Annotated in this window: 14 protein-coding genes and 1 pseudogene; 9 read left to right on the top strand and 6 right to left on the bottom strand. The window is 72.9% G+C overall.

Annotated features, from left to right (window positions below):
* Positions 1-318: 318 nt before the first annotated feature.
* A pseudogene (locus OTB16_RS35505) lies at positions 319-657 on the top strand (carboxymuconolactone decarboxylase family protein); the annotation flags it as partial.
* A 67-nt stretch (positions 658-724) separates the two neighbouring features.
* On the opposite strand, the gene OTB16_RS35500 reads toward OTB16_RS35505, so the two are convergent.
* The 4 genes from OTB16_RS35500 to OTB16_RS35485 form a co-directional block, all read right to left on the bottom strand.
* Complete coding sequence (locus OTB16_RS35500; RefSeq protein WP_267726583.1) at positions 725-1,225, bottom strand: hypothetical protein; 501 nt, start codon at positions 1,223-1,225, stop codon at positions 725-727.
* 192 nt (positions 1,226-1,417) lie between these two features.
* The gene (gene argG / locus OTB16_RS35495; protein WP_267726582.1) at positions 1,418-2,866 is read right to left on the bottom strand and encodes an argininosuccinate synthase; all 1,449 of its coding nucleotides are present in this window, start codon (positions 2,864-2,866) and stop codon (positions 1,418-1,420) included.
* A gap of 611 nt (positions 2,867-3,477) precedes the next feature.
* Entirely contained in the window at positions 3,478-4,062 is a 585-nt protein-coding gene (thpR, locus tag OTB16_RS35490; RefSeq protein ID WP_267726580.1) for an RNA 2',3'-cyclic phosphodiesterase, read from the bottom strand.
* Between the two features lie 70 nt (positions 4,063-4,132).
* The gene (locus OTB16_RS35485; RefSeq protein ID WP_267726579.1) at positions 4,133-4,336 is read right to left on the bottom strand and encodes a hypothetical protein; all 204 of its coding nucleotides are present in this window, start codon (positions 4,334-4,336) and stop codon (positions 4,133-4,135) included.
* A gap of 362 nt (positions 4,337-4,698) precedes the next feature.
* Between OTB16_RS35485 and OTB16_RS35480 the strand changes: the two genes are divergently transcribed.
* Positions 4,699-5,010 carry a WHG domain-containing protein gene (locus OTB16_RS35480; protein WP_267726577.1) on the top strand — a complete coding sequence of 104 codons (312 nt, stop codon included), beginning with the start codon at positions 4,699-4,701 and terminating at the stop codon, positions 5,008-5,010.
* A 249-nt stretch (positions 5,011-5,259) separates the two neighbouring features.
* On the top strand, positions 5,260-5,634 hold the full coding sequence (locus OTB16_RS35475; RefSeq protein ID WP_267726576.1) for a DUF6415 family natural product biosynthesis protein: 375 nt from the start codon (positions 5,260-5,262) through the stop codon (positions 5,632-5,634).
* Between the two features lie 57 nt (positions 5,635-5,691).
* Here the strand turns inward: OTB16_RS35475 and OTB16_RS35470 are convergent, their stop codons facing one another.
* Entirely contained in the window at positions 5,692-6,495 is an 804-nt protein-coding gene (locus OTB16_RS35470) for a GNAT family N-acetyltransferase (protein WP_267726575.1), read from the bottom strand.
* 122 nt (positions 6,496-6,617) lie between these two features.
* Between OTB16_RS35470 and OTB16_RS35465 the strand changes: the two genes are divergently transcribed.
* From OTB16_RS35465 to OTB16_RS35455, 3 genes are all read left to right on the top strand, one after another.
* Entirely contained in the window at positions 6,618-6,818 is a 201-nt protein-coding gene (locus OTB16_RS35465) for a serine protease inhibitor (RefSeq protein ID WP_267726573.1), read from the top strand.
* Between the two features lie 337 nt (positions 6,819-7,155).
* A complete protein-coding gene (locus tag OTB16_RS35460; RefSeq protein WP_267726572.1) occupies positions 7,156-7,455 on the top strand; it encodes a PadR family transcriptional regulator in 300 nt (99 codons plus the stop codon).
* 285 nt (positions 7,456-7,740) lie between these two features.
* Positions 7,741-8,049: a hypothetical protein gene (locus OTB16_RS35455; RefSeq protein ID WP_267726571.1), complete on the top strand. Its 309-nt coding sequence runs from the start codon at positions 7,741-7,743 to the stop codon at positions 8,047-8,049.
* 565 nt (positions 8,050-8,614) lie between these two features.
* On the opposite strand, the gene OTB16_RS35450 is transcribed toward OTB16_RS35455, so the two are convergent.
* Positions 8,615-9,220 carry a hypothetical protein gene (locus OTB16_RS35450; RefSeq protein ID WP_267726569.1) on the bottom strand — a complete coding sequence of 202 codons (606 nt, stop codon included), beginning with the start codon at positions 9,218-9,220 and terminating at the stop codon, positions 8,615-8,617.
* A gap of 676 nt (positions 9,221-9,896) precedes the next feature.
* Here OTB16_RS35450 and OTB16_RS35445 point away from each other — a divergent pair.
* The 3 genes from OTB16_RS35445 (at position 9,897) to OTB16_RS35435 (ending at position 12,017) form a co-directional block, all read left to right on the top strand.
* On the top strand, positions 9,897-10,037 hold the full coding sequence (locus tag OTB16_RS35445) for a hypothetical protein (protein WP_267726568.1): 141 nt from the start codon (positions 9,897-9,899) through the stop codon (positions 10,035-10,037).
* 11 nt (positions 10,038-10,048) lie between these two features.
* Entirely contained in the window at positions 10,049-10,444 is a 396-nt protein-coding gene (locus tag OTB16_RS35440) for a restriction endonuclease (protein ID WP_267726566.1), read from the top strand.
* A 1,309-nt stretch (positions 10,445-11,753) separates the two neighbouring features.
* Positions 11,754-12,017: a hypothetical protein gene (locus tag OTB16_RS35435; protein ID WP_267726565.1), complete on the top strand. Its 264-nt coding sequence runs from the start codon at positions 11,754-11,756 to the stop codon at positions 12,015-12,017.
* The last annotated feature ends 632 nt before the right edge of the window (positions 12,018-12,649 follow it).

The raw sequence follows: 12,649 nt of genomic DNA, 5'->3' as shown, positions 1-12,649 counted from the left end.
TCCGCACCACTCCCGCACAAGGCCGGCCCGCGCCCGTGGCTGGGTCCACACCGCATCCCTGGTCAGCACGGCACTGGCCCTGGCCACCGCCCTCACCGCCCTCACCCTCCCGCGCCACGTCCGGCCGATCGGCAGCGAGGAATGACCCGGGAAAAGTTTCGCCCGACCGGTCACATTCCCGCGGCGCGGTCCGTCAGAGCAGTGAAGGCACCACCAAGGACCCGAAAGGAACCCGGTCATGGACTCCCTGCACACCACCAGCCCCACACCACCACCCCGCAGACCGCTCCCGCCCCGCAGACCGCTCCCGCCTCGCGGATGCCCGACCCCCAGCACCTGGTCCCCGAACTCGCGGACATCGGCGCGGCCCCCTACCGGGCCACCGGCAACCGCTCGGTGCCCCGCACCACCATCGGCCTCATCCAGCTGCGGGCCGGCCAGATCGTCGGCAACACCTACCTGACGATCATGCATACGACCAGCCTGCGGAAGGCCGGCGAGAGCGAGGAGCGGATCGCCGCGGTGGCCTCCTGGCGGGACGCGCCGTACTTCACCGGGCCCGAACGGGCCGCGCTGGCCCTGCTGGAGGCCGTCATCCAGCCCTCCGCCCAGGGGGAGCGGGTCACCAACGCGCTGTACGCCGAGGTCCGCGCGCACTAGTTCCGAGCGGGGGCGCACGGGTACGCGCACCCGCCGGACGGCCCGGGGGAGGCCGCGGGCCGGCTCAGTGGCCGGCCGAGGCCTTCACCACTGCCACCGCCGTGCCGATCGCGGCGTCGATCGCACCGGCCAGCAGGGCGAACGCCGTTCCCCCGCCCATGCGGAGCCCGCCGTAGCAGCCCCACGCGAACAGGGTGGCGACATTGACACCGGCCGCGGTGAGCAGGGCGGTCTCCAGGGCCATCGCCCCCAGGGCCGAGAAGCCGATCAGGACCAGAGGCCCCACCGCGGACAGCAGCAGGGGGCTGCTGACGAAGAGCATCGCGCGCAGCTCCCGGCCCGTCGCGAACGCGCCGTGGGTGACCCGGTGGGCCTGCTGGTCGGCGACGAGCGAGGCGAGCCACAGGCCCAGCGACGCGGTCGCCACCGTCGCCACGGCGCCGAGGACGTCCACGTGGCCGCTGGCGGCGAGCCCGATGACCACGGAGATCATGGTGATCGTCGCGTACAGCCGTTCCTTGAGCTGGGCCGCGGCCGCCTCCGGGTCCGCCGCGTGTTCGGTCACCGGGCCCACCGTAGGGGCCCGCCGCACCGCAAGGGCGCAACCACACCGCCCGCGGCCCGTGGCAGGGCGGTGCCATGGCCTTCGACGACCCGCAAGGGCCGGCCGGGCGCCCGATGGCGCCCGGCCGGCCCTTTCCCGGCGCTGCCGGTCAGTGCGTGCCGGTCGGTGCGACGAGGGTCGGTGCGACGGTGGTCAGTCGGTGCCGGACTCCATCGCGGCGCGGTCCAGCATCACGTCGTCGTCCGAAACCTCGCCGCGGGAGGCGATGGCCTCGGCGCCGCCCTCCTGCAGGGTCCCGATCAGCCCGGTCGCGGCCGCCTGGGCGGCGCCGATGGCGTGGTGCCCACCGGTGCCGATCAGGCCGAGCGCGGCGTACTGCTCCAGCTTGGCCCGGGAGTCGGCGATGTCGAGGTTGCGCATGGTGAGCTGGCCGATCCGGTCCACCGGTCCGAACGCCGAGTCCTCGGTGCGCTCCATGGACAGCTTGTCCGGGTGGTAGCTGAACGCCGGGCCCGTGGTGTCGAGGATCGAGTAGTCCTCACCGCGCCGCAGCCGCAGCGTCACCTCGCCGGTGACGGCCGCGCCGACCCAGCGCTGCAGCGACTCGCGGACCATCAGGGCCTGCGGGTCCAGCCAGCGGCCCTCGTACATCAGCCGGCCCAGACGCCGCCCCTCGTTGTGGTACTGCGCGAGGGTGTCCTCGTTGTGGATCGCGTTGACCAGGCGCTCGTACGCCGCGTGCAGCAGGGCCAGGCCGGGCGCCTCGTAGATGCCGCGGCTCTTGGCCTCGATGATCCGGTTCTCGATCTGGTCCGACATGCCCAGGCCGTGGCGGCCGCCGATGGCGTTCGCCTCCATCACCAGGTCGACGGGGGAGGAGAACTCCTTCCCGTTGATCGTCACCGGCCGGCCCTGGTCGAAGCCGATCGTCACGTCCTCGGCGGCGATCTCGACCGAGGGGTCCCAGAACCGCACGCCCATGATGGGATCCACGGTCTCCACACCGGTGTTCAGGTGCTCCAGGGTCTTGGCCTCATGGGTGGCGCCCCACAGGTTGGCGTCGGTGGAGTACGCCTTCTCCGTGCTGTCGCGGTACGGCAGCTCGTGGGCCAGGAGCCACTCCGACATCTCCTTGCGGCCGCCGAGCTCGGTCACGAAGTCCGCGTCCAGCCAGGGCTTGTAGATCCGCAGGTGAGGGTTGGCGAGCAGCCCGTAGCGGTAGAACCGCTCGATGTCGTTGCCCTTGAACGTCGAGCCGTCGCCCCAGATCTGCACGTCGTCCTCGAGCATCGCCCGGACCAGGAGGGTGCCCGTGACGGCGCGGCCGAGCGGCGTGGTGTTGAAGTAGGCGCGGCCGCCCGAGCGGATGTGGAACGCCCCGCAGGCGAGGGCGGCCAGGCCCTCCTCCACCAGCGCCGCACGGCAGTCGACCAGGCGCGCGATCTCGGCGCCGTACGCCTTCGCCCGGCCGGGCACCGAGGCGATGTCGGGCTCGTCGTACTGGCCGATGTCGGCGGTGTAGGTGCACGGGACGGCGCCCTTGTCGCGCATCCACGCGACCGCGACCGAGGTGTCGAGGCCGCCTGAGAAGGCGATGCCGACGCGCTCGCCGGCGGGAAGGGAGGTGAGGACCTTAGACATAGGAAGATTATGCATGACTGTGTATGTTCATGCAAAACTGGCCGCGGTCTCCTCCACACGGCCGGCCGCGGGGGCGCGGAGCGCAGGGGAATGCAGGGGAACGGGAGGGAGTGGGGGAGGGTGGGCCGTACGCGCGCCCGGGGGGACGGGACGTGCGTACGGCGCTCCACCGGACGGGCCTGCGACAGGGGGGATGTCGTACCGGCCCGCTGACACCCGCGTTTCCCGTTTCCGCCGCGGTAAACGGGGCGCCCGCGTCCGGATCCGCGGGCACCGCCGCACCGGACCGTCCCGGCCGCCGCACCCGGCCGCCGCACCCGGAGCGGCGCCGCCGGGGGACGGCGGGCCGCGTCGTGCTGCCGCGGCCCGCCGGCCAGAGCCACTGCCCGTTCCCGCCGCCGGGGAAGGGACGGGACCGGACCGGCGCTGCCTGCCGCAGCGGCAACACCCCAGGTCCAGGCGTGGTTCACCGGCGGCACCCGCCCCCGGCGGCGTACTCGCCGCTCCCGCGGCCTCCCCTTCCACTGCGTACCGCGCTCCACGCCGGCCGGCCTCGTCTTCCGCTTCCGCGGGCGTACCCGCAACCCGCACCGGGCCCGGCGGCGGGGCCGTCAGCTCCCGCCGCCGAAGTCCCAGGCCTCGATGTCGCGGTAGTGGATCGGCCCCGGGCCGCGGCCGATGTTGCTGCCGACCAGGTGCAGCCGCCCGGCCTCCCACGGGCGGCCGGTGAACGCGGCGAGCCCGGCGGCGGCCCCCACCGCGCCGGACGGATCGCCCCGGCGGGCCCGGGCCAGTGTCAGATGCGGGCGCAGCGGCCGGTCCTCGAAGGCGATCCCGCACTCCTTGACCACGCCCCGCACCCCGGCGGCCAGCAGGTGCAGCCCGTCGAGGTCCCCGTCGATCCCGCTCCACAGCACCCGCTCGTCGAAGTGCCCGCCGCCGCGCAGCGCCAGCCGTACGGGCCTGCCCGCCGCCGCGAGGTCCGCGAGCGGCGCCCGCAGCAGCGCCGCGGCCCCCACCGGGAGCTCACCGAGGAACGCCAGCGTGATGTGCCAGTCCTCGACCCGGTTCCACCGCATGCGCGGGTACGCCTCGTAGGCGGGGCGCAGCTCCCGCACCAGCTCCTCCTTCGCGTCGTCGGGCGGGGCGAGCGCTATGAAGACGCGGACGGTCGCGGCCTGGGTCTGTTCGTTCACAAGGACTTCGTACCGTGCCCGGGCGGCTCCCGTCACCTCCGGACGGCCGGGCCCGGGCCCGGGCCGGGGCTCAGGCCTTCAGGGCCCGGCCGGCGACGGCCGTCGCGAGGCGGCGGGAGGCGAGCCGGAAGGCCGTCGCGAAGACCCTGCTGCCCAGGCCCGCGACCACGCTCGGCGGGGTCGTGCCGCGTTCGAGGGCGCGGCGCGCGGCGTCGACGACGACCTGCCCGGCCGTGCCGAGCCTGCCGACGGCCGCGCCCCGGCTGCCGACCACGTCGAAGAACTCGGTGCCGGCCGGCCCGGGGAAGACGGGCGAGCACGCGCAGCGGGGAGCTGCGGGTCTCGTAGGCGACCGCCTCGGTGAGGCTGAGCACGAAGGCCTTGGCCGCCCCGTAGACCACCATCGCCGAAGTGGGCTGGTAGGCGAGGGTGACCAGCGCCCCCGGCCGTCGGCGGCCAGACCGGGCAGGAAGGGAAGGCGCGCGGCAGGCCGGCCACCGCCGTGACATTGAGCCGGACCATCCGGTCGATCTGCGCCGGGCCCTGCCCCAGGAAGGAGCCGTAGCGCGCCTGCACACGGCCGGCGGGGCCGCCGGACCGGTCGGGGCGCCACTGGCCGAACCGGGCCCGGCCTACATGGACTTCACGGTCGGCCACACCGCCCTGCTGGACCTGATGTTCACCGCCGAACACACCGACGACCCCAGCGCGGAACTGCACGCCCTCGGCCACGAGAGCCTGCCGGCCGTCGCCCGGCTGATCGGGGAAGGACAGCGGACCGGCGACGTGCGCCCGGGCGATCCCGCCCGGCTCGCACAGGTCGCCTTCTCGGCCGTCCACGGCCTGGCGACCCTCGCGGTCGCCTCGCTCCTCGATGACACCCCGCTGCCCGAGGCGACGGAACCGGCCCTGGACGTCCTGCCGGCCGGCCTGCGGCCCGGCCGCTGAAACCCCGGCCCGGCCGTCCGCCGTACGGGTACGCGGCGGACGGGACGGCAGCGCGAAGGAGTCAGGGGGCGGGACGGCCGGGCGGGGGAAGAACGAGGGGAAGGCAAGACGCTACTCCCACGAGATGCCCCGTGGTGCGTCCTCGCCGCATTTCACGGCCTCGCCGACGGTTCCGCGCGAGACTTCTCCCCGGTGGCGCACCAGCCCGGGACCACCGTTGAGCTGTGGAGAGAAGGGACAGGGACACGCGTGAGCGCATCCGCGAAGGCCGGCGCATTCCTCGTACAGGACGCCGACGACCCGGCCGCCGCCGCGGCACCGCTGGACGTGGCGGTCATCGGCGAGTCGATCACGATCGTCCTCGCACCGTACGAGGACCTGCCGCCCGCCCCCCTGCGCCGCCTGTGGTTCCTGTGGCTCAGCGGGCACCTGGGCCTCCTCATGCCGCTCGCCGTCCGGCCCGGACAGCGCACGGACACCGCGACCCTGGAAGACACCCGCCGCGTCCTGGCCGACGGACTGCCCGACGACGGGCCGGCCGCGTACGTACAGCTCCAGGAACTCGCCCGGACCTGCCGCTTCTTCCTGGGCCTGGCCACGGACCGGCCGACGGCCGCCCGGTGAGCGGCCGCCTCCCGCGGGCAGGGGATCGCCCGCGGGAAGCGGCGGGCCCGCTCGCCCTCAGCCCGCCGACGCCCGCGGGAGCGCCGTGAAAGTGGCCTCGGCGAACTCGGTGACCTCCGAGAAACCGAGCCTGCGGTAGAGCCCGACGGCCGTGGCGTTGTCCGCCCGCACGTTCAGCCCGATGTGGTCCACGCTCCGCCCGAGCCGTCGGCACAGCTCCGCGACACAGGCCCCGCCCGCGCCCCGCCCGCGCACCGCGGGGTGCGCGGCGACGTTCCCGATCGCGGCGACCCGGTAGGCGGCCGAGTAGACGTGCACGCCCGCGACGGCGACCAGCCGCCCGTCCTGCCGGACGCCCACGTACTGGCCGGTGTCGAGCATCCGGTGGTCGAACCAGTTGCCCGGGTACGCCTGCTCGAACAGCGCCAGCAGCTCCGGCAGATCGCTCCGGTCCAGCGGGGCGGGCCGCCACGGGCCGTCCGGGTGCCGGGCGGCCCGGCCGGGGTCGGTGAGCGCCATCCGCAGCAGGGTGCCGTGCGGCCTGACCGCGTACGCCGACTCCAGGACCTTGCCGGCCGCTCCGGTGAGGTGCCCGAAGAAACTCCGGGGCAGGACCGGCAGCAGGGCCTCGGCCAGCTCCTCCAGCCCAGCGGCCTCCCCGGGGCGGGCGAAGGCGAGCAGGGTCGGGATGTCGCCGACCGCGTACAGCAGGGCGACCGGGCCGTCGTCCGACACCGTGTACCAACTGGTGTGCGGCCACAGCAGGTCGTCGAGGTCGCCGAGTTCCATCACGTGCATCGCCGGGTCGCGCCCGAAGCGGTCGGCCAGGGCGGATCGGTCGTGAAGGCTGCGCAAGATCACCCGCCCAGCCTACGGCGGCCCCGCACCGGCCCCGGCACGGACCCCGTCCCGGTCCCGCCCGTTTGCCCCCGGCCGGACGGGTAGGGGGAGACGGACACCCGCATCGAGAGAGGACGACGCACATGGCCGCAGAGCAATGGCCCGAACTGATGGGGCGCCCGGCGGACGAGGCGGTCGCGCTGATCCGCCGCACCAACCCCGGCATCGTCCAGGTCCCGGTCGTCGCGGACGGTTCCGCGGTGACGATGGACTTCCGCGAGGACCGCGTCCGCGTCTTCACCGACGCCCACGGCCACGTCACGCGGGTACCGCGCGTCGGCTGAGCCCCCGCCCCGCCGCACCCGCTGCCGACGGGTGCGGCGGGCGCGGCGGATCACGGGCCCGCGAAAGCAGGCGCCGGCCCCCGGGCCCGTGCAGGCCCGGGCGGCCGCCGATCAGACCGCCCGCACCCTCAACACCCGGCGAAACAGGCCGTACAGGCCGCTGAGCCCGCCAAGTCATATCGCCCGAAAGGATGTTGACGCGGAGCGAACACGCATCCACACCACTCTGAGAACGAACCAGTCGGGTTCCAGGAGTAGAGAGCGAGGTGCCTGCGGATGGCCGGCACGGAGCCCATGACCGGCTGGCTGCGCGGAGTGCTGCCCCTCGCCCTCGCCGGTGTGCTCGCCGAAGGCGACCGGCACGGCTACGCACTGGTGCAGGAACTGCCCGCCCGGGGGCTTCGGCACCGTCCGCGGCGGCGCGCTGTACCCGGTGCCCGGCCGCCTGGAGGCCGACGGGACGGTGAAGGCCCGGTGGGAACCGGGGGAGGGCGGGCCGGGCCGCAAGGTCCACCGCCTCACCGACGCCGGACGCGCCCGGCTGCGACAGGAGACCGTCGGCTGGGGCCGGTTCTCCGGCGCCATGGCCCGACTCCTGTCACCCGGCGTGGAGGAGACCCGTGGAGGAGCCCCATGAGTGACCCCGCCATCAGGTGGAACGCGCGGGTCCGGCCCGCCCTGGCCGCGCGCTCCGTGGACGCCGACACCGCGGACACGGTGCTCGACGAGGTCGCGCAGCACTGCGCGCACAGCGGTGAAAGCGCGCCGGGCCCACCACGGCGCGGCCCGACACCCCGTCCGCACGAGGTCGACAACCGCGCGCGGCCTACCTCAGCTTCGGACTCGCCTACGTCCTCGGCCACGGCGCCGCCGCAGCCTCCCAGGGCGACACCCCCTGCTCGACCTGCCCGGCTGGCTGCCCATGACGTTCCTCGGAATCGGGCCCACGACCGGCACCGTCCAGGCCACCACCGCCGCGCTGCGGGCCCAGCGCGGGGCCGCCGCGCCGGACGCCCTCTCCGGCAGGCTCCTCGGCGCCCCCTGGATCGCCGCCTTCACCGCCCTGTTCCTCGCCATCACCGGTCTCACGTCCGCCCTGGACACGCCGGAGCTCCAGTCCGTCCTCTGGCCCGCCGGTTCCGGACTCGTCGTCGGCCTGCTCTCTACCTCGCCGAAGGCGCCGTACGCCGCAACCTGCCGCACTACGCCCTCGGCGTCTGGCTCGCCCTGACCTCCACCGCGGCGCCCTCGCTCGACGCCCCGGTCTCTACCGGGTCCTCGCCGTCGCGGGCGGCGGAGCCTACGCCCTCGCCACGGTCCTCGAACACCGCCGCCTGCGCCCCCTCGCGGGACCCCCGCGGTACTGACGGCCCGTCCGCCCGAGCTCCAACACGACCAGGGCCCCCCACGGCGCGAACGTGCCGAGGGAGGCCGAACGGCATCGCGCGGGCCGGCCCGGGACCCCGGGCCGGCCGGACGCCGCTACACGGTCGGGCGGCGACGGCGGCCGGTGCCCGCCACGAGCGCGGCACCCATGGCGAGCGCCATGCCGGAAGCGCCGAGGGCCCAGCTCGTGGCCGGGTCGGTGCCGGTCTGGGCCAGCTGGCCACCGGTGCCGGCGGTGCCGTTCGAAAAATCCCCTCCACTGCGACTCCCCGCGCCGATCGCGCGCAGCCGCCCCCCAATATCATTTTGAACATGCTCAGACTAACGGGGCGTAATCGCCGGATGCGACTCCAGAGGTCACGAATTGACACCCACCAGGTACCGTCCCCCCGGCACCGGGACATCCCCCGTCAGGGCCGCAGACCCGCCCGCCTGAGCGCGACCTCGCACAGGTCGGCGATGACCTGCCGGTCCCCGCGACGCCACGCATCCGCGAGACCGCCCGCAGGAGCCGCAACCGCGGCAAGGTCGCCCAGCGGCCCGTTGAGGGCACGAAGGGCGAGCAGATCGGAGCCCCCGGGCGAGTCGAGAAGACGCCGGACGGTGACGCTCCGCCGGATCCAGCGCAGGCGCGGCGGAAGCCACAACAGCAGCACCACGGCCACCGGAACCACGATCAGAGCCGTGGTGGTGAGATCGGCGACCTGGCCGACGGTGTCCTGGAGCGACTGCCCCGCGTCGGCGAACCCGGCACCGGCGTCGGCCGCGGACTGGAGCGGCCTCTTCAGGAGACCACCGACGAGCGGCACGTTCGAAGCCGCGTCACCGGCCTCACCGAGCGCGCCGGCGAGACTGTCACCCGAACTCTCCACCCTCCGCCCCGGCTCGGCCAGCAGCATGACCGCATCGCGGACGGCGAGGGCGAACCACACCGCGGCGGCCATCAGGCCCACGGCGATCAGGTCCCCGATCACCTGACGGTTCCGACGTGCTGGGGTCTGGGCGTACAGGCGCATCAGCGGGCTCCCGTTCGGGTCATGGCATCGAGGAGGACCGGCCGCAGCCAAGCGGCAGAGCCCGGCCGACCGTACGTCCGACTCTTCCACCGGTCCCCGCGGGCAAACGTCCCCGACGCGACGGCCGGCCGTCGCACCGCCCCCCGGGACGGACAAACCAACCCCAGTACCGCCACCAACCGGAAGACACCCAAGGCGAACCGGACCGGACCCGACCGGGCCCGACCACACCGGACCGCGCCCGCCCACCCCGCAAACCGGCCAGAGCCGCGAGCGCGTGCGGCCGAACCGGTCTGCTTCCGCCCCTCCCGCGCCCCGTCCCCGGCGGCTCGCGCGGTCATCATGTGCGACCACTGCTTTCCTCCGGTCTGACGCGCCGTGCGCACGACGACGACCTCCTCGTGCCCCGGCGCGGCGGATCCCTGACGACGGCGGTGGCCGCACTCTTACGCATCCTCGAAATCGCCCCGGCGGCAGGCTCTCGCTGGCGGGAGTGACCGTCACCGGCGGCAGCACCACCGACAACGGCGGCGGCATCGCCGTACGCGCCCGCATCGAGGCCGCAGTCGACTCGCTCGGATAGTCCGCGCAATTTTCCGCAATCTTGTTGAGCCCCAGGCCGCGCCCTCCGTAGCGTCAACGTCACCGACGGACCACCAGCGGAGAGGCGGGCCGCATGCGCGCACGCAACCACGGCACCGCCCCGGCCCTGCTGGCCCGCGCGAACCGGGGCTTCGCCCGGTTCCTCGGCCGACACGGCGAAGACCAGGACGACCGGGCCGACGGCGAGGACACCCGCGCGAAGAAGCCCCGGTAGCGAGGCCCGCCATGCATACCAGCAGCCACACGGCCCTGTACGACCCCGACGGCCTGATCCAGGCGGAGCTCCCGCTTGCCCGCGAACCCCACGAGAGCCTCGTCAAAGCCGTCCTCGCCTGGACCGACGAGGACACGCTCGTCGTACGCGACTACGAGCAGATCGGCCTCCAGCTCACCGGCCACGCCCGCGCGGTCGCCTCCGACGTCCGGCGCCGAGCGAACCAGCTGCCGAAGAACAGCGGGCACCGGGCACTCGCTGACGTCGTCCTGCGCGAGACGGAAGGCCGACTGTCCGCGACGCTGGAAGGCACCGTGCACTGCGCCCAGAACCGCGCCCGCCTCGTCCGCGCCCGCTACGAACGCCTGGACCGGCTGGAAGCCGCACCCGCCCCGGAGAGCTCCTAAACCGGACATGGTCTTGTTCTTGCAGGTCTGGCCTGGTGGGCAAGCCTTTTAGCGAGGAAGACACCTCTTCCCACGCGATGGCCGCAGGAAGAGGTCTGCTTCGACTCTGGGGGCCGACGGTGGCGCAAGGGGTAAATGTACCGATATGGCGCGTGAACGGATCCGGTGGACGGTCGTCGTGGAGCGGACGCGGCAGATCGTGGACGGGTACGCGCCGCTGAAAGTCACCTTGCGGCAGGTCATACACCGACTGGCCTCCGAGGGCGTCCTGCCGCACACGCCGCCAATGTACGTCGCCTGTCCGCGCAGCTGGCCCAGGCCCGCCGGGAGGTCGCTTCCCCGACCTGATCGACACCGTCCGCGAAGTCAACGTTCCGCCAGCCTGGCCGGACGCGGACACATTGTCCGGGAGATGCCCGACTGGACCGCACCGCAGGCCAGAAGCGGCCCTGTACGTCGCCGCGGAGAAGGACACCCTTCGACGGGTCTGTACGGTCAACGGCTCTGTCGCACATTTGGTGGTGACGGAGGGCGATGATGTCGGTGAGTAAACCCAGCGATCACAGAGTCGCAGGTCAGTACGTTGGAGCGGTTCGTTCTAGGGAATCGGTGGCCGGCGCAGGGGCCGATGTGAGCCCGGCCTGCCGGTCTCCGCATCCCCACTGCAGGGCCGCCCGCTCGTGAAACACCGAGGTCGGAGCGCCATTCGCACTCTCTGCTACTGACGGCGCCCAATGCTCACGATCCGTCACCACCAAATGTGGGACAGAGCCGTTGTCTGGACAGACCCTCTCGTAGTTGGAGAAAGTCTCGGCCGGCAGGACCCGTTCCAACGTCTCCCGCTCTCTGACGGCTGCCTCCGCGATCCGCTCTACAACCACGGCGCCGGTCAGACCGTCCCCTGGCGGCGAACCGGATCCCGTGCCACATCGTCACCGACTACACATGCCCATCGGCCCTTTTCCAACGAAAAACGGTTCCCTCGAGACGGTCTGCAGATATCCCGTGTTTCCACCAACCGTACATGCTGCATCTAGCTGATGCAGTCGATACATGGCTGGCACTGAGTCCGCCCCACCTCTTCTCGCTCGGCTCGACCAGCAGCTCCCGGCGCCCGGCCGGGCGCGAACTCGAAACCCGAGCAGCCTTCCACCGTTACCGGCCGGGCTGACTCGCCGCGCGGAAGTGAAGCCCGAGAGCACCGGGTGAGGCTCCACCGCTCCGGAAGCCCGGCGAACGGAACGTCACCTTCCTCACCCGGTCCGGCCCGTGTTCGTTTCGCCTTTTCATCCGGGGGCATCTGCCGGTCATGGACACCACAACAGGCATCGGTGAAGAAGTGATCGAGACTCAGGGCGATGAGCATCATGTCGTTCTCAGTGCTGACGCGAATGGTGACGGGAAGCCCGACGTGTGGATGATCGATACCACTGGTGACGGGAAGGCCGACCTCTATCAGTTCGATACCACGGGTGACGGTCGGATTGACGTCACCATCGCCGAACGTGATGAAGAGTCTGGGAGTGACCGCCTGGTGGTCGGAGGAGACGGCGGCCACCCGCAAGAAGGGTGACCTTCCCGCGGGCCTCTCCTTGATGCTGTGCCATGCCAGCAGGGTCAGGGCTTGCATGACACAGCACCGAGGAGAGGCCGCATGGAGGCCCATCGAAGGAGGAGCGTTCGATGCCGGTCGTAGTCAGTGTGGTGCTCATCGTGTTCGGGTTGTTCTTCGCCACGGTGGGGTCCCGCTACAAGGACTCCTATCAAGGCGAGCCCTGGGGCATGGCCGCAGGGGTATCCCGTTGAGGGACATGAGCCGGCGGACTGTCATCGGGATCGGCTGCCTCATCGCACTGGCGGGAGTAGTTGGCCTCTCCTTCTGACCCCCGACCCCCAGCCAGCCCCGCACACCCGGCCCTTCTCCGTAGCCAGCCGCCCGCGAAGCGGGCTCAGGTCCGGGGAGCGCAGCGGACCGGGCCTTGCCTGGAGCGCAGCGGAAGGCTTCACCGGCCGCGCGCAGCGCGGCCGGTGACCCTCGGTCAACCCCGAAGCGCAGCGCAGGGGATGACCGAGGAGTGTGGTGAAGCGCAGCGAAACCACACCAGGCCGGAAGCGCAGCGCAGGCCTCCGGCCCGAAGGGCGCGGCCCCGCCCGGAGCGCAGCGAAGGGCTCCCACTCCAAAGCGCGCAGCGCTTTGGTACCCGC

It is taken from the genome of Streptomyces antarcticus, from assembly GCF_026627255.1.
GTDB lineage: Bacteria > Actinomycetota > Actinomycetes > Streptomycetales > Streptomycetaceae > Streptomyces > Streptomyces antarcticus.
The sequence above is the reverse complement of the archived record's forward strand: the minus strand, read 5'-3'. Positions and strand labels throughout refer to the sequence as shown.

Bases quoted from the DNA above. Each gene is read 5' to 3' on its own strand.
- OTB16_RS35455 (WP_267726571.1), top strand. From the start codon at position 7,741: ATGACGTTCCTCGGAATCGGGCCCACGACCGGCACCGTCCAGGCCACC.
- OTB16_RS35435 (WP_267726565.1), top strand. From the start codon at position 11,754: ATGGACACCACAACAGGCATCGGTGAAGAAGTGATCGAGACTCAGGGC.
- OTB16_RS35480 (WP_267726577.1), top strand. From the start codon at position 4,699: ATGGACTTCACGGTCGGCCACACCGCCCTGCTGGACCTGATGTTCACC.
- OTB16_RS35465 (WP_267726573.1), top strand. From the start codon at position 6,618: ATGGCCGCAGAGCAATGGCCCGAACTGATGGGGCGCCCGGCGGACGAG.
- OTB16_RS35445 (WP_267726568.1), top strand. From the start codon at position 9,897: ATGCGCGCACGCAACCACGGCACCGCCCCGGCCCTGCTGGCCCGCGCG.
- OTB16_RS35440 (WP_267726566.1), top strand. From the start codon at position 10,049: ATGCATACCAGCAGCCACACGGCCCTGTACGACCCCGACGGCCTGATC.
- argG (WP_267726582.1), bottom strand. From the start codon at position 2,866: ATGTCTAAGGTCCTCACCTCCCTTCCCGCCGGCGAGCGCGTCGGCATC.
- OTB16_RS35450 (WP_267726569.1), bottom strand. From the start codon at position 9,220: ATGCGCCTGTACGCCCAGACCCCAGCACGTCGGAACCGTCAGGTGATC.